The organism is Hymenobacter armeniacus, assembly GCF_014699055.1.
GTDB lineage: Bacteria > Bacteroidota > Bacteroidia > Cytophagales > Hymenobacteraceae > Hymenobacter > Hymenobacter armeniacus.
In genome coordinates, this window is sequence record NZ_JACXAC010000003.1 from 113,028 (window position 1) to 135,046 (window position 22,019).

19 protein-coding genes are annotated in these 22,019 nt (G+C 62.4%); 12 read left to right on the forward strand and 7 right to left on the reverse strand.

Features of this window, described 5'->3' with window-relative positions; translation table 11 throughout:
• The first annotated feature begins 127 nt into the window (after positions 1-127).
• The 4 genes from IC234_RS08855 to IC234_RS08870 all read left to right on the forward strand — a co-directional run bounded on the left by IC234_RS08855 (position 128) and on the right by IC234_RS08870 (position 3,599).
• Positions 128-1,096: a DPBB and LysM peptidoglycan-binding domain-containing protein gene (locus IC234_RS08855; protein WP_190923555.1), complete on the forward strand. Its 969-nt coding sequence runs from the start codon at positions 128-130 to the stop codon at positions 1,094-1,096.
• A gap of 173 nt (positions 1,097-1,269) precedes the next feature.
• Positions 1,270-2,022 (forward strand): TIGR02757 family protein, encoded by a 753-nt coding sequence (locus IC234_RS08860; RefSeq protein WP_190923557.1) that lies wholly within the window; start codon positions 1,270-1,272, stop codon positions 2,020-2,022.
• Between the two features lie 42 nt (positions 2,023-2,064).
• Entirely contained in the window at positions 2,065-2,730 is a 666-nt protein-coding gene (locus tag IC234_RS08865; protein WP_190923559.1) for a hypothetical protein, read from the forward strand.
• Between the two features lie 209 nt (positions 2,731-2,939).
• Positions 2,940-3,599: a hypothetical protein gene (locus IC234_RS08870; RefSeq protein ID WP_190923561.1), complete on the forward strand. Its 660-nt coding sequence runs from the start codon at positions 2,940-2,942 to the stop codon at positions 3,597-3,599.
• Between the two features lie 193 nt (positions 3,600-3,792).
• On the opposite strand, the gene IC234_RS08875 is transcribed toward IC234_RS08870, so the two are convergent.
• Positions 3,793-4,185 (reverse strand): hypothetical protein, encoded by a 393-nt coding sequence (locus tag IC234_RS08875; protein WP_190923563.1) that lies wholly within the window; start codon positions 4,183-4,185, stop codon positions 3,793-3,795.
• A gap of 114 nt (positions 4,186-4,299) precedes the next feature.
• Between IC234_RS08875 and IC234_RS08880 the strand changes: the two genes are divergently transcribed.
• Positions 4,300-4,497, forward strand: a complete 198-nt coding sequence (locus IC234_RS08880) for a hypothetical protein (RefSeq protein ID WP_190923565.1) — start codon at positions 4,300-4,302, stop codon at positions 4,495-4,497.
• A gap of 34 nt (positions 4,498-4,531) precedes the next feature.
• Here IC234_RS08880 and IC234_RS08885 read toward each other — a convergent pair whose 3' ends face one another.
• The gene (locus IC234_RS08885; protein ID WP_190923568.1) at positions 4,532-4,942 is read right to left on the reverse strand and encodes a hypothetical protein; all 411 of its coding nucleotides are present in this window, start codon (positions 4,940-4,942) and stop codon (positions 4,532-4,534) included.
• Positions 4,943-5,545: 603 nt separating this feature from the next.
• Between IC234_RS08885 and IC234_RS08890 the strand changes: the two genes are divergently transcribed.
• The 5 genes from IC234_RS08890 to IC234_RS08910 all read left to right on the forward strand — a co-directional run bounded on the left by IC234_RS08890 (position 5,546) and on the right by IC234_RS08910 (position 12,730).
• Positions 5,546-7,990, forward strand: coding sequence for an endonuclease MutS2 (locus tag IC234_RS08890; RefSeq protein WP_190923570.1), 2,445 nt, complete (start codon positions 5,546-5,548; stop codon positions 7,988-7,990).
• Positions 7,991-8,272 (forward strand): hypothetical protein, encoded by a 282-nt coding sequence (locus IC234_RS08895; RefSeq protein ID WP_190923572.1) that lies wholly within the window; start codon positions 7,991-7,993, stop codon positions 8,270-8,272.
• A gap of 262 nt (positions 8,273-8,534) precedes the next feature.
• The gene (gene yiaA, locus IC234_RS08900; RefSeq protein WP_190923574.1) at positions 8,535-8,975 is read left to right on the forward strand and encodes an inner membrane protein YiaA; all 441 of its coding nucleotides are present in this window, start codon (positions 8,535-8,537) and stop codon (positions 8,973-8,975) included.
• 42 nt (positions 8,976-9,017) lie between these two features.
• Positions 9,018-9,620, forward strand: a complete 603-nt coding sequence (locus IC234_RS08905; protein ID WP_190923576.1) for a CDP-alcohol phosphatidyltransferase family protein — start codon at positions 9,018-9,020, stop codon at positions 9,618-9,620.
• 203 nt (positions 9,621-9,823) lie between these two features.
• Positions 9,824-12,730: an MSEP-CTERM sorting domain-containing protein gene (locus IC234_RS08910; protein WP_190923578.1), complete on the forward strand. Its 2,907-nt coding sequence runs from the start codon at positions 9,824-9,826 to the stop codon at positions 12,728-12,730.
• Between the two features lie 83 nt (positions 12,731-12,813).
• On the opposite strand, the gene IC234_RS08915 is transcribed toward IC234_RS08910, so the two are convergent.
• The 3 genes from IC234_RS08915 to murB form a co-directional block, all read right to left on the reverse strand.
• Positions 12,814-15,162 (reverse strand): phospholipase D-like domain-containing protein, encoded by a 2,349-nt coding sequence (locus IC234_RS08915; protein ID WP_190923581.1) that lies wholly within the window; start codon positions 15,160-15,162, stop codon positions 12,814-12,816.
• A gap of 119 nt (positions 15,163-15,281) precedes the next feature.
• Positions 15,282-16,283: a fibronectin type III domain-containing protein gene (locus tag IC234_RS08920; RefSeq protein ID WP_190923584.1), complete on the reverse strand. Its 1,002-nt coding sequence runs from the start codon at positions 16,281-16,283 to the stop codon at positions 15,282-15,284.
• 119 nt (positions 16,284-16,402) lie between these two features.
• A complete protein-coding gene (murB, locus tag IC234_RS08925; protein WP_190923586.1) occupies positions 16,403-17,437 on the reverse strand; it encodes a UDP-N-acetylmuramate dehydrogenase in 1,035 nt (344 codons plus the stop codon).
• Between the two features lie 239 nt (positions 17,438-17,676).
• On the opposite strand from murB, the gene IC234_RS08930 reads away from it, so the two are divergent.
• Positions 17,677-18,222: an RNA 2'-phosphotransferase gene (locus tag IC234_RS08930; RefSeq protein WP_190923589.1), complete on the forward strand. Its 546-nt coding sequence runs from the start codon at positions 17,677-17,679 to the stop codon at positions 18,220-18,222.
• 9 nt (positions 18,223-18,231) lie between these two features.
• On the opposite strand, the gene IC234_RS08935 is transcribed toward IC234_RS08930, so the two are convergent.
• Together IC234_RS08935 and IC234_RS08940 are read right to left on the reverse strand one after the other, a co-directional pair.
• Positions 18,232-19,626 (reverse strand): sugar MFS transporter, encoded by a 1,395-nt coding sequence (locus IC234_RS08935; protein WP_190923591.1) that lies wholly within the window; start codon positions 19,624-19,626, stop codon positions 18,232-18,234.
• A gap of 154 nt (positions 19,627-19,780) precedes the next feature.
• Positions 19,781-20,479: a hypothetical protein gene (locus tag IC234_RS08940; RefSeq protein WP_190923594.1), complete on the reverse strand. Its 699-nt coding sequence runs from the start codon at positions 20,477-20,479 to the stop codon at positions 19,781-19,783.
• Between the two features lie 343 nt (positions 20,480-20,822).
• Between IC234_RS08940 and IC234_RS08945 the strand changes: the two genes are divergently transcribed.
• Positions 20,823-22,001: a THUMP domain-containing class I SAM-dependent RNA methyltransferase gene (locus tag IC234_RS08945; protein WP_190923596.1), complete on the forward strand. Its 1,179-nt coding sequence runs from the start codon at positions 20,823-20,825 to the stop codon at positions 21,999-22,001.
• Positions 22,002-22,019 lie beyond the last annotated feature (18 nt).

The following is a 22,019-nucleotide window of genomic DNA, read 5'->3' on the forward strand; positions in this document are numbered from 1 at the left end:
CCGGCTTTCGGGCGGGAGGCGGCCGAGGCGCGGCCAATTACCCGCGCGTTTTTGCGTTATTTTGCCTGCGCTGCCTGCCCGGCTGGTTTTTGGGCAGTTGTGGTGCTGATTTTGCCAGGTTGATTTTATGACGATACTACTTTCCTTGTTCACGGTGCTGGCCCTCGGGGGCCCTGGTCCCGGCAAGGGCGCAGCCAAAGGCACGCCCACGGACTCCATTGGCGTGGAAATACGCGGCGGCCAGCGTTTTGTGAAGCACCGCGTGACCGCCGGGGAAACCCTCACCGCCCTCACGCGCCGCTACCACGTGACCCTCGAGCAGCTCACGGCCGCCAACCCGCAGATTAAAAACGGCCTCGGCATCGGCCAAATCGTGTTCGTGCCCCGCCCAGCCGCCGGCAAAGCGGCGGCTGCCGCCCCCGCCAAGGCGCCGGCTTCTGCCGTTTCGGCACCCACCAGGCACACCGTGGCCAAGGGCGAAACGCTGTTTGCCATCGCCCGCAAGTACCAGGTGACGCCCGATGAGCTCATTCGGCTGAACAAGCTGCCCGGCAACGGCGCCGTGCGCGTGGGCCAGCAGCTGCAGATTGCCGGGGCCGCCGAGGCGTCGGCGCCTGCTCCGGCCGCGGCCACGCCGGCTGCTCCTACGCTAGCGCCGGCGCGCCCGGCGGAGGTGGAAGCCGTGCCCGCCACCACGGTGGCCAAAACGCCCCCGCCGGCGCCCGACAAACCCGCCCAGATTGCGACGGTGACGCCGGCCGCCCCCGCCGAAAAGGAGAAGGAAAAAGAGGAGGAGCGCACGCCCACCCGCGCCGGCGAATTGCTGTCGCGCGTAGTGGAGTCGGGCCTGGGCGCGCCCATTGAGAAAAGCGTGACCGACAAGTACCTCGCCCTGCACAAAACGGCGCCCGTGGGCACCATCATGCAGGTGCGCAACAGCATGAACGGCCTGTCGGTGTACGTGCGCGTTATCGGCAAGCTGCCCGACACGGGCGAGAACAACAACATCCTGGTGCGTCTCTCGCCCCGCGCGGTGCAGAAGCTGGGCACGGCCGACTCGCGCTTCCGGGTCGAGACGAACTACATTCCGCAGTAGCGCGAGGTAGTTGAATAGGCAGCCATTGCTTAGTGTTCAAAAACGCCTGTCATCCTGAGCGCAGCGAAGGACCTTCTCACGTTGGCAGCAGTACTAATTACTGCAAACCGTTCTTCGGTGAGAAGGTCCTTCGCTGCGCTCAGGATGACAGGCGTTCCATTTCCCACTCTTCCGTGAATATCGCCCAGCTCCGCCGACAGCTCGACGCCCAGTACGAGCGCTACAACCGGCCCGAATTTATCCACAACGACCCCATCCAAATCCCGCACCGCTTCACTCAGCGGCCGGATATCGAAATCGCGGCGCTATTTGCGGCGCTGCTGGCCTGGGGGCAGCGGCCCACCATCATCAGCAAGGTGACCGAGCTGCTGCGCCGCATGGATGACGCGCCCAACCAGTTCATTACCCAGCACCAAGACGAGGACCTCAAGCGCCTGCTTGGCTTCTGCCACCGCACCTTCTGCGATACCGATTTGCTGTACTTCGTGCACTTCCTGCGCGACTGGTACCGGCAGCACGACACCCTGGAAACCGCGTTTCTGGTGGGCCACACGCAGCGCGAGCGGCTCATCAACTTCCACAACCGCTTCTTCAGCCTGCCCGATGCCCCCGCCCGCACCCGCAAGCACGTGGCCACGCCGGCCCGCAAATCGGCCTGCAAACGCGTGAACATGTACCTGCGCTGGCTGGTGCGCCGCGACGACAAGGGCGTCGACTTCGGCCTCTGGACCCGCCTATCCATGGCCGACCTCATCATGCCCATCGACCTGCACGTGGAGCGCCAGGCCCGCCCGCTGGGCCTGCTCACCCGCAAGCTTGTGGACTGGCAGGCCGCCGAAGAACTCACCGCCAACCTCCGCTTGCTCGACCCCACCGACCCCGTGAAATACGACTTCGCGCTGTTTGGGGCGGGGGTGGACAAGTAGCGGTTATTACATCAACAAGCTGGGATGAGGCAGTTTGAAGTAATGCAGTACCACACCGGGAAACTTCTGCTGGTTTGGTTGGGCGGTATTGTCGCAATTCTTGTTGTGGCTGCAATGGGGCTAAACACCGGCCTGGCAGCAGCTAACTCTATTGTTAGAATCATATGGTTTTTGGCCATTGTGATAGGTGGAATGTATGGGCTGTTCCGATTGGGGAAATCAATAAGTGCGGAGCCCACGCTGGTTGTAATTGATGGTAGTGGATTAGCAGTTTTAAACCAGAAAACCGGCGAAACCCGACTCATGCGCTTTTCTGAAATAGCCGCTTATCGTTTCACCGACTTCAACAATGCCGAGCAATTTCGGGTGACGTCAACAGATGGCATAAAGCTGAAAATAGCAATCAATACAAACCTGAGTAATGGCCAAAGCCTTTGCCGGATTGTGGAGGCATTTGAGGCCGAATTGGGTGTATACCAACTCCACGCTGGCGAAATAAGACCTACACTCCGAGAAAAAACCTTTTTTGAGAAACCTATTTCAACAGCGGTGATGGTGTTGCTCTTTATTGGGCTAGCTTGGCTTCTATGGAGCGTATTCACCAGTGCCAAACCTGTGAAATGGGGCAGTCTCTTTCTGGTGTGCGGTAATGTTTTGATATACTTCGGCGCGTGGCTTGCGGCTAGCGGCAAAAGAAAAGGCGGTTGAAGCGATACAGACCCGTGTTTCGCAGCTGTTGGTGAATAGATTCAAGTTTGCATTTACCATAACCGACAGATAATTTGGGGACCTCTCACCCCAAGCCTGCTCGCATGAGTGCCCCTTCAGCCCCTTCAACCGCAACCCCGGAACCTGCTGCAGCCGCGGCCACTGGTCCTTTGCGCAGCCACGTGGTCTTGATTCGCATGGGCCTGACAATGGCCGGATTTCTCCTTCCCGCGCTGGGGTTGATGTCGCTGGCAGTGGCCGCCATCCTGTGGAACGACGACCACCGGCTGGCCGTGCAGTTGGGGCTCGGTAGCCTGCCGCTGCTGGCCGTGGGCTGGCCGCTGGTGCGCCGCGGCATGCTGCCCATGCTGGCGGTGCTCACGCCCACGGCCTTGCGCCTTGAGCCCCGCGGCCGCACCGCGGCCTACGGCTGGCCGGTGCGCGAATACCCGCTAACCGACTTTGAGGGCTACAGCGATATTCAGGCCCAGAACGGCACCGATGTCACCAATGTAAAGCTGTTTTTTGGCGCTGCGGGCACCGTTTACCTGGGCGACCGCCCCGCCAAGGCTGTGCCCGCGGCCGAAGCCAGCCTGCCCAACCTGGTGACCGTGCTCGCGCTGGGCGAAGCCATGCTGGGCCAGAAGGCCGAAACCGGCGTGCCGGCCGAAAACCTATACCGGCCCAATTTCTACCAGCGCGGGCTGGGCCGCGCCCTGGCCTGGCTGTGCTACGCGCTGATGGCGCTGGGCGTGCTGCTGCTGTTCGTGCCCGGCGTGGAATGGACCGCGTCGCTGCGCCTGTTCACGTTCACGGCCCTATACCTGGGCCTGTACCGCCGCAACCAGCGGGCTACCCCAGCGGCGTAGGCCTCCCACTAACAGGCGTCGCCTACGTCTTTTGAGGTGCCTACTTTAGAAAAGCTTGGTTGGTTAAACCCCGCCCCGCCACCCCCGCCGCCGGGCCGTCTGGGCTACTCGCGGGCGGCAGGGGAGTAGCTCCAGCGGCGCAGCTACGCAGTGGCGCATGGTTGGCCGGATTAGAGTCCACAAAACTCAGCGTTCAGGCACGCCGCCGACGTAGCCGCATCACGCTGCTTATGATGGCGTAGCTTCCTAAGAAAAAGAGGGCGCACCAAGAAAGGCTTTCCCCTGGGCTGTAATTGCTGGGCAATAGGAATACATCCGGATGCGTGTCCAGATGCCGGAGCAGCGTGGTTTGGCCGACTTGAAGGCGTTGGCAACTCGCTGGGTCAATCTTGAGCGAGTGTTGCTTGCCTTGGAAGCGAAAGTGCATAAACCGAAACGCCCCTGAGGCATTGCAATTCACCTTAATAACCTCCACTGGAATCAGCGCCCCGGCCCTGGCCACCTCGCGCTCGACGAGCTTTCCCGGCAAGACCGCGCAGCAGAGCACCACGAGCAGCATGCCCCCTATCAAATTGAATTTATACATGCACAGCAGCAATAGGTGGCAAGTGCTATTTGCCGCCAAAGAACCGAACGTCTACTCAGTTCAGCGAAATGGTGGCAAGGAAAACGAGGAACGCGAACGCGCTACTTTAGGGAAATGAAATTGAGCCGCCACGCTCTGTTTATCCTGCTGCTCGTGGCGGGTTGCTCTGTCTTAGCCTATGCCGATGGACTCAAGGCTGCCGAAACCTTTTGGGGATTGGGCGAAATGATACTCTGGGGCGTTGTTGGCTTTGCCCTCTTCCTGGGTATTATGAATTTTCTGATTAACCTAGGCACCAAGAAGACGGAGTAAAACCAGTTACTTTACCGTTCAAGAAAACGGCCATTCAGCCCGCCCTCCCCGCCACCACGGGCAGCAGCGCATCCTCCCCGGCCCGCGTGAGGCGGTGGAAGCGCGTGCGGCTGCGGTAAAACCACTCGGTCAGCCCCAGCGCTTCGAGGCGGCGGGTGGCGCGGGCTGCCATGCGCGGACCCAAGCCGCTGGCCGCTTGCAGGTCGGCGGTGGCGGCATCGGGTTGCTGCACCAGCACCAATAGCATCGCGCTCAGGGCGGCCCGGCCCCGGCGGTTGCCCACGTCATGTTGCGCCCCTAGCCACGCTGCCACCCGGGCCGCAATGGCTTCCGGCGCCTGGCTGGGCGGCGGGGGCGGGCCCGGGTTGTCGCGCAAGGCCAGACGGGCCGCAAACTGGTCGGCCAGGCCGGGCGCGTCTTCGGGCAGCACAGGAGTATCAGGCATAAAGCGGTACAGATGTAGTATTGGCTTATTGAACGAGGTAGAGACGCAATATTTTGCGTCTCGTCGTTGAACGGTTCGTGCTGGAATCGTCCGAACATAACGTTCGACGACGAGACGCAAAATATTGCGTCTCTACCTCATACACCAACGTGAGAACGGCTACGATAACGGCAAAAAAGCCCTGGTCTACTCAGCCAGCCCCCGCAACATAGTTATTACAAGCCTTTTACAAGCCATTGCTAGTCATATATTATGTGTTAGGAGCCACAAACACCTGGTAAGTAGTCTGTAATATATTAACTCAAGAAACTTACACCTATTATGCAGGCAATCACACATAATCAGTAGAAATAAACAGTGCATTATTAGCCACAGTACATGTATTTTAAGTCAATAATTTGCGATGATGAGTACATAACACAGCAATTAGCGACATAAATCTAGAATTCACAGTCATATTATACCCGTCAGCGAAGGTTTGCCGCCCGCACCCTGCCCGCCAGCCGCCGCCCCCGCCATTTCTTAATGCTTTCTGGCGAATCTTCCCGGCCGGCCCGCTGTTTACCTTCGTATCCCATTCCCGAATACCGAAAGACTACTTTCTTGCTCTTACCCCAACACTTCGAACAAAAAATCGGCTTCAGCACCCTGCGCGAGCAGCTCGAAGCCAATTGCCTCTCGGCCCTGGGCCGGCAGTACGTGGCCCGCATGGAGTTTCAGCCCAAGCACGAGCCCCTGCTCAAACTGCTGCAGCAAACCAACGAATTCGCCTACCTGCTGCGCTCCGGCGCCGATTTTCCGGCCTCGCACTACTACGACGCCAAGGTGCACTTCAAGCGCGCCGCCCTGCCGGGCGCCTACCTCGACGTGGCCGCGTTTTTTGAGGTGAAAATGAGCCTGCGCACCATCCGGCAGGCTCTTACTTTCTTCTCGCAGGCCGACGAGGACCAGTACCCAACGCTGCGCCTGCTGGGCATTGGCGTGCAGGTCGACCGCAACCTGCTGGCCGCCCTCGACAAAGTGGTGGACGACGACGGCGCCGTGCGCGACGACGCCAGCCCGCTGCTGCGCCAGATTCGGCAGGAGCTGATAGCGCGGCAAGGGCAACTGCGCAAGCAGATTGCCGGCATCCTGCGCCAGGCCAAAACCGAAGGCTGGATTCCCTCCGACGCCGAGCCCACCATCCGGGGCGGGCGCTTGGTGCTGCCTGTCATCGCCGAGTTCAAGCGGAAGGTGAAGGGCCTGATTCACGACGAATCGGCCTCGGGTCAGACCGTCTACATCGAGCCGGCCGAGGTGTTCGAGCTCAACAACGACATCAAGGACCTCGACAACGCCTATCACCGCGAGCTGATTCGCATCCTCACGGCCCTCACCGACCAGCTGCGCCCCCACATTCCGGACCTGCGCAAAGCCTACGGCTACCTCGGGCTGATTGACTTTATTAGAGCAAAAGCCCGCCTGGCCGTCACCCTCGATTGCCAGCTCCCCCAACTGCACAACAAGCCGCTGCTCAAATGGCACGGCGTGCGCCACCCGCTGCTGCAGTTGGCCTTCGCCCAGCACAAGCGCGACAACGGCGACCCCCGCGAAGTGGTGCCGCTGGACCTGGAGCTGAACCACGAACAGCGCATCCTGGTCATCTCCGGCCCCAACGCCGGCGGCAAATCCGTCAGCCTGAAAACCGTGGGCCTCGTGCAGTTCATGCTGCAAATGGGCCTGCTCATCCCCTGCGCCGACAACTCCGAAGCCGGCGTCTTCGAAGACATTTTCCTCGACATCGGCGACGAGCAGAGCCTGGAAAACGACCTCTCGACCTATTCCTCGCACCTGCTGGCCATGAAGCAGTTCCTGCTGCTGGCCGGCAAGAAAAGCCTGGTGCTCATTGATGAATTCGGCACCGGCACCGAGCCCAGCCTGGGCGGCGCCATCGCCGAGGCCGTGCTCGACCAGCTGAACAAGTCGCGGGTGTTCGGCGTCATCACCACGCACTACACCAACCTCAAGAACTTCGCCGAGCGCACGCCGCACCTCGTGAATGGCGCCATGCGCTACGACCCGGAGAAGCTGCAGCCGCTTTACCGCCTCGAAGTGGGTAAGCCGGGCTCCTCGTTCGCCATCGAAATTGCCCGCAAAATCGGCCTGCCCAAAGACGTGGTGGAGCGCGCTACTCGGCTCGTGGGCAAGGATAAAATCCGCTACGACCGCCTGCTCGAGGGCCTCGAAAAGGAGAAAACCGAGCTCGAACAGCGCACCGCCGAAGCTGCCAAAGCCGAGCGCCGCCTCAAAAAAGCCGCCCAGGAATACCAGGACCTCAAGCAGCACCTCGAAGACACCAAGCTCGAAACCCTGCGCACCGCCAAGCAGCAGGCCAAAGCGCTTTTGGTGAACACCAACCAGCAGATTGAGGCCACCATCGGCGAAATCCGCCGGGGCAACGCCGAGAAGGAAACCAACAAGGCGGCCCGCGAGAAGCTCGACACCTTCGTGCGCACCGAATTGCAGATAGAGCCGCCCAAGCCCAAGCCGACCCGCGAGCGGGCCGTGGCCGGCGCCGTGCAGCCCGGTGATAAAGTGGCCCTATTTGGCCAGGACGGCTACGGTGAAGTGGTGAGCGTGAAGGGCCAGACCGCCGAAGTGATGTTCGGCGGCATGAAAACCCTCACCAAACTCAACCAGCTCGAAAAGCTGGGCCGGGCCGAAATCCGCGAGCGGGAGCAGGCCGCCAAATCCAAAGCCGGCCGCTTGGGCGGCAGCGGCGCGGGCGGCGGCAACAGCGTGAACATCACCGACCGCATGGCCGGCTTCAGTCCCACGCTCGACCTGCGCGGCGAGCGCGCCGAAGACGCCCTCACCAAAACCATGAGCTTCGTCGACGACGCCGTGATGCTGGGCATGCCCGAAATCAAGTTCCTGCACGGCCGCGGCAACGGCGTGCTGCGCCAGGTGGTGCGCGACTACCTGCGCTCGCAGCGCGCCGTGGCCAGCGTGGCCGACGAGCACGCCGATAGGGGCGGGGATGGCGTAACCATTGCGGTGCTGAAGTAAATGGCTGGCCGCACCAATAAAGCTGGGCGCGTACTGGCCGGACTGTTTGGCTTGTGCTTGGCCATTGGTATGCTATCGAAAAGCCTGCAGGTGCTGGCTGGAGCACTGCAGCTGCGGGCCGCCTTGCCCAATAATCCCGGCCTGCATCTGGAGGTGAAAGAAGCCTTCGTCACCTTTGCCTTGGAACTAACCTTCGGATTATTCTTGGGTTGGTGGGGTATTTTGAAGTTCCGGCAGCCTCGGTTAGCGTCCAAAGCCAAGAACGATAACAGCGAATTATAAGACGCGAGCTGAGTTTGCATAGCGGTTAACCAGCGTTCGTAATGTCCCATGTGTTGTAAATAAGCCCAGGTCTGAATAAGGCCTGGGCTTATTTTTAAAAGGTTTCGATAGTTGTTGGGTGAAATGCGGCTGACTTGAAAAGTCAGGTAATGCCAAAAAATACGTAGCGGCCGGCATCGGCTGGCCCGTAGGTTTGCACAGCATTGCCAACAGCTGCGAAGTAGCTTTCGGCCCGCAGTCATGCCTTCACCCTTCAACCGCCATGCAACCCCAACACCCCAGCCCGTCCGTTCCGCAAACTTCTCCGGCTTTCATTGCCGCCTCCTGGGTGGCGCTGCTCGTGGGCGTGGTCGCCTTCAACGTCGGCCTCTGGAACGCGCAGATGGGCCTCAACGAAAAAGGCTACTACTTCACGGTGCTGATGTACGGACTGTTCGCCGCCATTTCGGTGCAGAAAAGCGTGCGCGACCGCCTCGAAGGCATTCCCGTCACCAACCTGTACTACGGCATCAGCTGGGTGTCGGTCCTGCTCACGGTGCTGCTCCTCACCGTGGGCCTCTGGAACGCCACGCTCACGCTGAGCGAGAAGGGCTTCTACGCCATGTCTTTCGTGCTGAGCTTGTTTGCTGCCATTGCCGTGCAGAAAAACACCCGCGACACCATGCGCCAGGGCCGGCCCGAGCAATTCGACCTAGGCCAGTAGCTCATCGGTTGCCGCCTTGCTATGCCTCGTGCTACATCGGCCATGGAATCTGTTCCGCTGGCCCTCGTCTATTCCCGGCTCGTCATCGGGGGGCTGCTGGTAGCGTGCAGCTATGGGCGCGTGGCGCATTTTGGGGCGCTGGCCGTGGGGCTGATTGTGCTGGGCGTGCTCACCGATGTGTTCGACGGCATCGTGGCCCGGCAGCTGAACGTGTCGACCGAGAAACTGCGTCGGCTCGATTCGGCCGTCGACCAAGTGTTTTGGGGGCTGGTGTTGCTGGCCACCTACTTGGCTTGCCCGGGTTTCTTTGCGCGCCACGCCACCAAACTGTGGCTGCTGCTCGCGCTGGAAGGGCTGACGTATGCCGTGAGCTACCTCCGGTTTCGCAAGGAAATCGCCACGCACTCCTGGGGTGCGAAGGCGTGGGTGCTGGTTTCGGCCGCCGCGCTGGTTCAGATTCTCCTAACTGCCGAGTCCCGCGTGTTATTCGCCGTTTCGTTTTGGATAGGGGCGGCGAGCCGGCTCGAAATAGTGGCCATTGTGCTCCTTCTGCGAACGTGGACCAACGACGTGCCTACTTGTTTCCACGCGCTCTGGCTACGTCAGCACAAGCCCATCAGGCGGCACAAGCTGCTGAATGGATGAAATAAAAAAGGCGGTTTGGGGTTGGAAACGCCCTTTTTAACAGAAGAAGCAGCTCTTTTGATTAAATACTTTGAAATACAAAGTTCTTTAAAATACTTTTGCTGTGGCCTTGCCAGTCGCCAGCCTAGTGTGTGCTTGGCTATTGGGCACGAGTGCCTGCGCGTATTTCTTCACTAGCTCCGGACGAGTCCGGCTTTCGTTCCATGCACAGCTTACGCAATCCGAAATGGCTTTTCCTGACGAATACTTTCCCAACAGCGGTGCTGCTGCTGCTCTGTTCCGGCGAGTTCGCGGTGGTGCACACGCTGCTGCCGGCCAGCAGCGTGGCCCTGTGGCAAGCGTACGGGCTGGCGCTGCTGGCCATGGGGGTGGTGGCCGCGTGCTACGCGGGCACGCAGTTGGCCCGGCAGCGGCCCTTGGGGGGCTGGTTTAGCGTGGCCGTGCTGGTCGGCTACAGCTTGTGGCTGTGCCTGCTCACGGTGGAGTCGAACAAGCTGTTGCCGCCGGGCGCGGTGCCGCGTTGGATGTTGCCCACCGAACCGCTGCTGATGGCCTGGACTTTCCTGATGCCCACGCTGGCGTACGCCATGCTGGCGCTGGTGGCCAAGTTCACACCCGACGACCAGCCCCACAGCGCGGCTCCCAACATCTTGCTGGCGGTGGTCACGCCGTTTGGGTGGTGGCTGGTGTTCTGGGTGGTGAGCTGGATTAGCGACCACACCCGAGGCGCTTCGGCCGAGCCCTACACGCCCGGCCGCTGGGACGAAGTGGTCGGTACCCTTGTCGTGTTCGGGGCGGTAATCAGTACGCTGAGCTTCTTTTTCTTTCTGGTGCGGGCATTGTTCATCATCACGCAGCACCGGAATGGCTTCTGGGCTGAAACCAGCCTGGTCTGGAAGGTTATCATTACGCTCGTGTTGCCATTGGTGGGGTTGGGCGTAAACAACGGCCTGCTGTTTGGGCAGGGCTTTCATCACAGCGACAGCGGCGTATTCGGCAATTTCACCAGTCCATGGTTTTATGCTTTGGCTGCGCTGAACGCCCTCCTGCTGTGCCTGCCCGACAGCCCCCGGCCAGGGGTGCGGTTGGTGCAGCTGCTGGGCCGGAGTGCGCTGTTTGGCTACACGTTCTATTTTTTCCTGGTGTTCCTGCCCTTTCTGCCGCTGGCCATTCCGGCCATTATCCTCATTGGTACCGGTTTTTTGCTGCTGGCGCCGTTGATGTTGTTCGTAGTGCACGTGCGCCAGCTACACGAAGACGTGACCGCACTCCAACTGGTGTTTTCGCGGGCCGTGGTGCGGGCCGCGCTGTTGGGTGGGCTGGCGGTACTGCCCTTGGCGGTTACGGGAAGCTTCTGGCACCGGCGGCAAGTGCTGCACGAGGCCCTGGCTTATGTATACACTCCCGACTTTAGCAAAACCGAGCACATCGACCCCTCGGCGCTGGCTGCCACGCTCGGCGTGGTGCGCCAAAACAAAGACCGTGGCATCGATTTCCTCTTCGGTTCGCAGCAGCCTTACCTGTCCACGTATTTCAACTGGCTGGTGCTCGACAACCTCATGCTGTCGGAAGAAAAGCTGAGTGAGCTAGACCGCATTTTTGTAGGCACCTCCTCCGGTTACCGGTGGGCGCCGGGGTGGTCGACCGACGCGCCGAGGCCCGCGCCCACGGCGCCGCAGCTGCGCACCGCCACCGCCACCAGCACCTACGACGCCCGCCAGCAGGCCTGGGTGAGCTGGGTGAACCTGGAAATTGCCAACCCATTCCCCACTATTCAAAACGGCGAATACCGCACGGCCATCGCCCTGCCTATTGGCTGCTGGGTGAGCGACTATTACCTGACCATTGGCAATCGGCAGGAGCGGGGCATTCTGGCCGAGAAGCGGGCGGCTACCTGGGTGTATGCCCAGATTCTGAATGAAAACCGCAGCCGCGACCCCGGCCTGCTCGTCTATCGCCGGGCCAACGAAATCTCAGTGCAGGTATACCCCGTGTCGGGCAGCGAGGTGCGCCGTACCCGCATTCAACTGCTGCACAAGGAACCGTGCACCCTCACCGTCGACGGGCGCGTGCTCACCCTGGGCGACGCCACCGCGGCACCGCCCGTGGCCGCCCCCGTGGCCGTGCCCGGCAGCGGCGTGACCTACGTGAGTGCCTTGGCCAAGCAGCGCCTGCCGCTGGTTCGGCGGCGTCCGTATTACCACTTTCTGCTCGATGCCTCGGCGGGGCAGGCTTCGGCGACGTACGAGGTGCGCGTTGCGGACGTGCTAGCCCGGCCGCTGCCCAACGGGGCCCCTGCGCGGTTCAGCATCGTGAATGCGGCCACCACGCCCGTCCCCGCTGGCGCCGACTGGGCCGCGCAATTGAGCCGCATGCCCCTTGCCGGGGGCTTCTATCTCACGGGCGCAATCCGCCGCGTGTTGTTCGACTCGCAGGAGCACCCGGCCCCCACGTACCCGGTGCTGGTGGCCGTAACCGACAATCCGGACCACGCCGTGCTAGACTCCGACTTTGAGGAGTTCAGCAGCGCCTTTCCGGAGAGCGACGTGTTCTACGTGCTGGGGGCCGATGGCCAACTCGTGCCCCATTCGCTGCGCCACGACGCCCGCATGCCGCTAGCGGCGGCTCCGCCCGCGGGCGGGCCGGCGGCCGTGCGGGCCTGGCCCACCGCCGCCCATCCGCGCGCTTACCTGCCCGATACGGATACGCCCAGCATTGTGCTGAGCCAGCGACCGGCCGTGCCCGACCCGGCCGCCGCGCCCACCAACCGCTGGCTCACGGGCCTGCTGCTGAGCGGCTACCACCAATGGCAAACGTTTCACCCCGAAGTGACCGACCAGGAGCGGGTGCCATTCATCCAGGCCAGTTTCCGGGCCGGCATCCTCACGCCTTTTACTTCTTTTCTTGCTCTGGAAAACGACGCGCAGAAGGCCGCGCTGTACCGTAAGCAGGCCGAAACCCTGGCGGCGAACGCCTCGCTCGATACCCTGGAGAAAGATGCTCCGCCACCGGCCCAAACGCCCGTTGACGGAGGCGCCGCGCTGCTGCTGGCGGCCGGCGTCCTGCTGGCGGGCTGGTACCTGCGCCGCGCGCGTCCGGCCGTGGGCTAAGGCAGCGGGAGATTGCCGAAATGCGCATAAAAAAAGGCGGCTCCCCGAGGGAAGCCGCCTTTTTTGCATTGGTAGGCGAAGGGTTACTGCACCACCACGCGGCTCACTTGCGTGGCCTCAGGAGTGGTTACCTGCACCATGTACAGGCCCGCCTTCAGCGCCGTGGCGTCGATGGTCAGGTCGGCACCGGTAAGGGGCTGGGTTTGGGTGAGCACCACGCGGCCGGTGGCATCGCGCAGCACCACGGTAGCCGTGCGGGCCGAGGTGCTGGCCAAGTGCAGGTTGAAGCTGCCCTTGGTGGGATTGGGGTAGAGCTGCATGGTGCTGGCCTGCACCGTGCCGGTGCGGGTGGCCAGGGCAATGCGGCAGGCCGTTACGCCCTGGTTTTGCTCGGCAATGCGGGCGGCGTACTCCTGGTAGTATTGGTTGGCGATGCGCTGGTCGTGAATAACGAGGGTGTTTTCGTCGTTCTCGGTGTCGGCCGAAGCCGTCCAGTTGTGCGAGCCCACGAACACCGTCGGGTCCGACTGCGGGGCGCTGGCGTCCACAATCAGGGTTTTGTGGTGCATGATGCCGGTGCGGTTGTCGAGCAGGTAGCGCGAGCCCATGCCGCTCCGAATGGTGCGGAACACGAAGCCGGCCACGCCGCTGGTGTCGTTGGTCAGGCCGTCGGAGCACTGCGCCATGTTGCGCTGCGTCACTTGGTCGGCAATGGCGCGGCCGATGTCGGTGCGCGTCACCAGCATCGAGAGGATGTGCATGTCGTAGTCGGCCGTGCGCACGGTTTCGATGAGGTGGGCGTTCACGTTGTCGGTGGGCGAAAACCACGATTCCACCTGCTTGCCGCCGATGACGAGGTAGTGGGGCGTGTTGTCGGTTTTGCGCGAGCCAAACAGGGGCGTGCCGGGCGTGGCCGTGGCGCTGCCCCACATCTCGTTGAATTCCAGCGTGTACACGCGGGCCAGGCTCTGGTCCTGCACGGTTACCACGTTGTTGCGGTCGGTGCTGAGCTGGGCCGGGGTCCAGTTCGTCGAGCCCGTCCACACCATGGGCACGTTGGGGTTGGTGCTGTTGGCGTCAATCACCACAAACTTGTTGTGCATGATGGAGCTGCCGCTGCTGCCGGTCTGGGCCGGGCGGAAGATGCGCGGGATGGCCGCGTTCAGGCTGCCAATGCTCACGTTGGCGTTGTCGTCTTCGTAAATCACGCGCACGGCCACGCCGCGGGCCTGGGCGGCGTTCACCGCATTTAGAATCGCGGCGTTGTTCCAGTTGTAGATGGTGATGTCCAGCGTCTGGGTGGCGCGGCCGATGTAGCGGGCCAGCGTGTCGGCCACGCTGCCGTTGGGGGCGTACACGGCGGCGTTGCCGGCCAGGGCCAGCGTGTTATCCACGGGGCGGGTGAAGTAGGTGCGCATGCGGCCCGACGAGAGCGAAGCCGTAATCATGGGCACCACGCGCGACTCCGAGCGGCCCACGCTGTTCACCGACACGGCCTGCACGTAGTACACCGTGGCCGGCTGCAGGCCCGTCAGGGTTTGGGTGTGGGCCGTGGTGAGGGCCGTGTTGCCGGCCACCGTCGTGAACGTGCCGGTGGGGCTGGTGGCGTACGACAGCTGGGTGTTGCCGGCGTTGGCCGTGTTGAACGTGACCGTGAAGCCGGTGGTGCTGATGTTGGTCGGCTTCGGCGTGCTGGTCAGGTTGGGCGTCAGGCCCTGGATGAAGTCCGGGTACTTGCGGTTCAGCAGCTGGTAGCCGCCCGTGGTGGACGTGGCCGACGAGCTATACTGGCTCATGATGCCCACGGCGTCGAACGTGCCCGTGGGGCTGGGCTTGCCGATGAGGCCGTCGGGGCCGTTGGAGTTGGTGGGCACGTAGGTGACCAGCGTCGAGTTGTTGTTGAGGCGGTAAGTGGTGTTGGCCGTGAACGACGTCACCGACGCGCCGCCGGTCGTGTTCACCGACGTCAGGCCGTTGATGCGCACCAGCATGCCCTCGTACTGCTCGGCGTAGGCCGAAGCCGCCTGGGCCGACGGAAACACCACCGGCGCCGGAATGGGCCGGTTGCCGGCCAGCACGGTCACCGACGTGATGGGGTCAATTTCGAGCAGGCCGCGGAACATTTTCAACCCGCCCGTTACCTGAATGCTGTCGCCGGGCACGAGCTGCGACACCAGCGGGCCCGTGGCGCCGCCCGTCGTGTACACCCCGATGCCGGCCGTGCCGTCCTGAATGTAGCGAATGATGCTCACCGACGAGCCCAACTCGTCGCCGTTCGTCACCGTGCCGCGCACCGTCACGGTGGGCCCTTGGGTGGTGTTGGTGGTGGGGGCCAGGGCCCGTGCCGCCGCAATGGTAATGGGTGTCTGAGCTTGCGCGGCGTGCCACGAAGTGGCGCACGCCAGCAGCGCCAGCAGGGTAAATTTCTTCATAAAGAAGCGAGTGTGATGAAACGGTTAGGTCTTTAAAAATGTGGGAAGCCGAATTACAAAGATGCTGAATTTCAACGAAACCAGCGGCCCTGCTCCCACGGCCGGCCCAACAGCGGCCCCTAGTTTTTGGTGCCCGGCCGGCTCCGTTTGCCGCTGCTGGTGATGAACGGCACGGGCGCGGCCGTTTCGGTGCCGGCGGCGTTGCGCGAGCTCACCTCCACGTAGTAAGTGGTGCCCGGAATCAGGTCGCTCAGCGTGAGGCTGTGGCGGGTGGTGAGAGTGGCATCGGTCCGCACCTCCTTCAATTCCTGGGCGTTGAGGCCGTAGCGCACGCGTGTGTCGCCGGCGTTCAGAGTCGAGTACACCACCGTGAAGCCCGTCGGGCTCACGTCCACCGGCACGGGCTCTTCGGTGAGGCGGGGCAGGCCGCCGCCCAGCACCAAGTCGGAGGCCAGGCGCGGCAGCAGCTGGTAGCCGCCCGTGCCGCTGGGCGAGTACTGGCTCAGCACGCCGCGCAGGTCAAAGGTTTCGGTGGGCGGCGTGGCATCCACGAGGCCGCCCGGGCCGGTGCTGGCGGCGCCCACCCGCACCAGCGTGCCCGGCTGCCCATTGATGAGGTAGTTGGCGTTGCCGGCCAGGGCCGTGACGGGCGTGCCGGCGGGCGTGAGCAGGCGCGGCACGCCCGTGATTTCGAGCAGGCGGCCTTCGTTGGCTTCCACAAACGCGCTGGTGGCCTGCGCCAGGGGCACCTGCAGGGCGCGCAGCCGCACGCCGCCGGCCAGCTTGTGAAACGAGGCCACGGGGTCCATTTCCAGCAGCCCGTTGTAGAGCTTCAATTGGCCCGTCACCTGAATGCTGTCGCCGGCGTGCAGCTCGCCGTAGCCCGGCAGCTTGGCCGGCTGGGCGTAGAGGGCCAGGCCCGCCTCGGCGTCCTGGATGTAGCGGATGTTGCCCATCTCGGCGCCGTTGAGCACCACGGCGCGCACCGTGACGGTGCTGCCGGCCCCGAGGGCCCGGGCGGCTTTCACGGTGAGAACGGGAGGAGCGGCGGGGCCGGGGGCGGCCTGTGCGGTGGCCGTCAGGCCGGCAAAAAGCGAAACGAAAGTGAGCAGCTTGGTCATGGCGTGAATTGAAGAATATGTAGACCGAGAAAGAAGAGCTTACGCAAATCTCGTTATAAATTCTTCATTCGCTGTGCTCATTCACAGTAATTGCCCTATTTTGTTGCAATACTATTTTATCACAAAATATTAACTTCCGGATGAAGCTCGACCGCAAACTGCTCGCGCACGGAGGCTATGATTTCTTCGGCCAGCTGCCGCACTTCGGCGCCGGTGGCGCCGCCGTGGTTCACCAGCACCAGGGCCTGGCGGGCGTGCACGCCGTGGGTGCCCGCGCCTGCGCCGCGGCGCAGGCCCTTCCAGCCGGCCCGCTCGATGAGCCAGCCCGCGGGCACCTTCACGCCGCCGGGCACGGGGTAGCCGGGCAGGTCGGGGTACTGCTGCTTGAGCTGGTCGAACTTGGCCTGCGATACTTCGGGGTTCTTGAAAAACGAGCCCGCGTTGCCGATTTCGGCCGGGTCGGGCAGCTTGCTGCGGCGGATGTGCACCACGGCCCGGCTCACGTCGTGCGGGGTGGGCTCGCCCTCGATGCCCATTTCAGCCAGCGTTTCGGCAATGGCGCCGTAGCGCACGTTGGGCCGGGCTTGGCGGTGCAGGCGCAGCACCACGGCCGTGACCACAAATTGCCCTTTGAGCACGTTTTTGAAGACGCTTTCGCGGTAGCCGAAGCCGCACTCCTCGGCCGTGAACACGCGCAGCGCGCCGGTGGCAATCTCGACGGCTTCGAGGCGGTCGAAGGTGTCGCGCAGCTCGGCCCCGTAGGCGCCGATGTTTTGCAGCGGCGCGGCGCCCACCGTGCCGGGAATGAGGGAGAGGTTTTCGATGCCGCTCAGTTGCTGGTCCAGCGCGTATTCCACGAGGCCGTGCCAGCTTTCGCCGGCCCCGGCCCGCACCAGCGCGGTGTGGGTGTCGGCGTCTTCGCGCAGGATTTCCAGCCCGCGAATCTCGTTTTTGAGCACCACGCCGTCGAAGTCTTGGGTAAAGAGCAGATTGGAGCCCCCGCCCAGAATGAGCTTTTCGGCGGCCTGTACCTGGGGCTGCTGCAGCAGCTCGCGTAGCTCATCGGCGGAAGCAAAGCGGGCGAAATAGCGGGCCTTCACGTCGAGGCCAAAGGTGTTGTAAGGGCGGAGGGAAACGTTTTCTTCGAGAACCATGCCGCAAAGGTACCGGCGGCCGGGCATGGCGCGGGCGTCCAACCGTGAGAGATGTTTGTGCTTCGGCTGCCCTGTTTGTACCGCCCTTAAGCAAGTTGTGCTCTTAAATAGTGGTATTTATGCCAATCACGGCGTGCTTATACCCCAGATAAGAAACTTGTGCTGTTAGCAATTGCGCAAGTCTTGGGCTGCTACAGAGTTGGACATAAGGCAAGGATTCTTTGGCGACCTTTGGCGCCATGGATACCAAGCAAACCACTCGTCTGAGTAAGTTTCTGAGCCTACACCTGCGCCACCAGCCGGCCGCCATCGGCCTGAGCTTGCAGGAGGGCGGCTGGGTTGGGGTGGCCGAATTGCTAGCCGCCTGCGCGGCGCATGGCACGCCCATCAGTCCGGCCGAACTGGCCGAAATTGTGGAAGGCAGCGACAAGAAGCGCTTCGCCTTCGATGCCGCCGGCACCCGCATTCGGGCCCAGCAAGGCCATAGCGTAGAAGTTGATTTGCAGCTAGCGCCCGCCGTGCCGCCGCCTGTGCTGTACCACGGCACGGCTCCGGCCGCCTTGCCGGCCATCCGGCGTGAGGGCTTGCAGAAAATGGACCGCCACCACGTGCACCTCTCGCCCGGCGAGGAAACCGCTCGGCGGGTGGGCGCCCGGCGGGGCCGGCCCGTTATCCTGAAAATTGATGCGGCTGGGTTACACGCCGCGGGCGGCGTTTTCTACGAGTCGGGCAACGGCGTGTGGCTGGTGGATGCCGTGCCACACCTGTTTATTCAGGAACTGTAGAACGGGGAATTACCGCACCCGGTAGCCGCTCAGCGCATAAAACAGCAGGTACAGGTAGCACAGCGCCGGCACCACAAACGCCACCCGCAGCCCGCCCCCGTGCGTGGCCAGCCAGCCCATGAGCGGCGGAATGAGCGCCCCGCCCACAATGGCCATAATCAGGTACGACGAGCCTTGTTTGGTGAACGGCCCCAGCCCGGTGATGGCCAGCGGGAAGATGACGGGCCACATGATGGAGTTCATCAGCCCGCAGAGCACGATGAGCCACAGGGCCGTTTCGCCGGTGCTCAGGATGCTCGCGCCCACCAGGGCCACGCCCGCCGCGCACACCGCCACCAACAGGGCGCGGTTGTGAAACTTGAGCAGCAGCGGGATGCCCACCACGCGCCCAATCAGCGAGCCGAACCAATACGAGGACACCAGCACCGCGCCCACGGCCTTGGTGAAGCCGGCGGCGGTGTCGATGGGGGCGGGGTCCTGGCCGAAGAGAACGCCCACGTAGTTGGTGGCCACGTTGAGGCCGCGCACCAGGCTTTGGGTGAAGCTGGAAAGCTGCTGAATGCCCTGCGACTCGCCGTAGCGAATGAGGAACGAGCCCAAGCCTACTTCTACGCCCACGTACACGAAAATAGCCACCACGCCCAGCACCAAGTGCGGGAACGCCAGCGCCGACGTGCGCCCCGGTGCCATGGGCCGGGCCTCTTCGGCCGCTTCTTCGGGAATGCCTTCGATGTCGGGCAACTTCACGAGGAAGAAAAACATGGCCGCCAGCAGCACCAAAAACACGGCCAGGCCGATGTAAGGCCCTTTCACGAGTTGCGATTCCTCGGCCAGGCGCTCGCTCAGCGGCAGGGCCGCCAGCCGGGCTTTCAGGGCCACCGAGCCGCCAAACAGCACCAGGCCGCCCACCAGCGGCGAGAGGCTGCCCCCGAAGTTGTTGGCCACGCCCACCACGCTCACCCGCGCCGCCGCGCCGCGCGCCGGCCCCAGGATGCTCACGTAAGGATTGGCCGCTACCTGCAGCAGCGTGATACCCGCGCCCAGCGTGGCCAGCGCCGTGAGGAACAGCGCAAAAGCGCGCGAGTCGGCCGCCGGAATGAAGAGTAGCGCGCCCACGGCCATCACCAGCAGGCCCACCACAATGCCGCGCTGGTAGCCCAGCTTCCGCAGCACCCAGCCGGCCGGCAGCGACATCAGAAAATACGCCCCGAAAAAGGCCGACTGCACGGCTGAGGACTGCAAATCGGTGAGCTGGCACACGTCCTTGAGGTAGGGCATGAGCACGTCGTTGAAGTTGGTGACGGCGCCGAACAGGAAGAACAGCGTGGTCATCAGCACCATGGGGCCGGCGTAGGAGCGAGCGGGTGCGGCAGTGGTAGCCGCTGAAGAAACTGGAATAGCCATACGCGGCGGAAGGTACAAAAAAGCCGGCCACATAGGGCCGGCTTTAAGGAAGGATTACGTGATAAAGCGAGTGAGCCGACTTGGCAAATCCAACCCATGGATAAGCAATAACGGCTGAATGACTGCTGCTAGTGAGCAACTGCCGGCAGTTGCATTACTGTCGGCTAGGCTTCATTCTCTGGTTGTAATCGGCAGCGGTGCCGTAATTCCGGAACCCCTCCATGTAATTGATTTTCCAGGCACCGTTCACTTTTTTCGCTTTCATCGCATAGCTGAAAGGAGGGGCTATGCCGTCTTTTTCATCCCAGGTCCAGTTGAACGTGGCCGTGTCAGCACCAAACTTCAAATTGCTGAGGGTAAGTCGCTGCCAGTAATTGTCGGGGTTGTCCTGACAGTTACACCAATCATCAGCATCGGAATACCACAATGGAATGCCGTCGTTTGCGTTTCGCCATTCAGCACTTGCTTGTCTGACCGATGAATCAATTGTCAGGGCAATTGCCCGGTGCCTGGCCAGGAATTCATTGGAGAAAAAGCCGGTCTTTTTAAAAGCTGCATAATTGTTATTGTAGGCGGCCCAGTCGATGCCTGTGAGTAGGCTATCGGATGGGGTGTTGACCTGTAGCGGGAATCCGTAGTTTGGGTATTTGGTTACGTGCCATTCGTAGACGTTTCTCACCAACGCCGTGAGCTCAACACTGTCTGGGTTTATACGGGGCGCGGTGCCGAATTTTGGAGGGCTCCATAACGACGCGGCCTTGGTGCTGCCAGCGCCTGCTTGCCGCTGGACGACAATTTCAGCAGTTGGATTTGAAGTTGGGGAATTGCCGCAGCCGGCTAACGTGAGAGCCACTAGCAATATGGCAAACAGGGGGACTCTGCCGCGCATCTTAAGGTTGTAATTAAACGCTTACCCTATCAGGCTGCGTTCAGGTTGGTTGGTGTGTTGCTAAAGCTACAGGCTACAGCGGAATATTTGAATCAGCTTGACGGTTGCACGGATAGCAAATCAACGCAAGGGGACAGAAGTGTGAGTTCAAGGGCGATGAATGCTTTCGCCGGAAGAACATTCACGATTGCCAGGACGCGTAGATAGAGAAAAAAGGAAGCTCAATGCCGCGTGGGCTGGTTGAAGGACTTTCCCCGCGCGCTATTCCCGACCTTTGTGGCCGCGGACTACAAAGTCCGCGCTACTTATGCACCTCACCGCCACCACCCAGTTCGGCCTGGAAGAACTGCTCGCCGACGAGCTTTACGACCTTGGCGCCGACATCACGCACGTGGGCTCCCGCGCCGTCGAGTTCATCGGCGACCACCGCCTGCTCTACGAAGTGGCCCTCTGGAGCCGCCTTTCCATACGCCTGCTGCGGCCCTTCGCCGCTTTTTACGCCGCCGATGAAAAGGCCCTCTACCGTGAAGTGAGCCGCATTGACTGGCAGGATTTCATCGGCCACGGCCAAACCTTCGCCATCACGCCCGTCGTGAACCGCTCCACGTTCGAGCATTCGCTGTTCGTGGCCCAGCTCACCAAAGATGCCATTGTGGACCAGTTTCGGGCCCGCACCGGCGAGCGGCCCAGCATCGACACCCGCAACCCCGACATCCGCCTGCACCTGCGCATGACGGAGAACGAAGTCATCCTGAGCCTCGACGCGGCCGGCGACTCGCTGCACCGCCGCGGCTACCGCCAGCACACCAACGAGGCCCCGCTGAACGAGGTGCTAGCCGCCGGCCTGGTGCTGCTCTCGGGTTGGGACGGCAAGCAGCCGCTCATCGACCCCCTGTGCGGCTCGGCCACCATACTCACCGAGGCCGGGCTGATGTGCCAGCGCATCGCGCCCGGCCTGTTCCACCAAGGCAAATTCGGCTTTGAAAACTGGTACGACTTCGACCCAAAACTCTGGGAGCAGGTGCGCGAAGAAGCCAAAGCCCAACGCCTTGAAGAGCCGCAAGCCTACCTCGCTGGCTCCGACCTCGACCCCAAAGTCATCGACATGGCCGCCGCCAACATCACCGCCGCCGGGCTGGAGGACTGCGTGCGCCTCTCGGTGCGCGACGTGAAAGATGCCGCCGCGCCCGCCAAGGAAGCGCCCGGCATCGTGCTCACCAACCCGCCGTATGGCGAGCGAATAGGAGAGGGGGCTCAGATGGCGGCGCTCTACAAAACCATCGGCGATACGCTGAAAACGGGCTTTCAGGGCTACAACGCCTGCATTTTTACCGGCAACCTAGAGGCAGCCAAGAGCATCGGGTTGAAGCCGGCGCGGCGCATTCCGCTGTTCAATGGCCCCATCGATTGCCGGTTGTTGAAGTATGAGCTGTACCGGGGTTCCAAGCGTGAACCCAAACCGGCCGAGGGCCCGGCCCAAAACTAATCTGCTTGGAACTTCCTG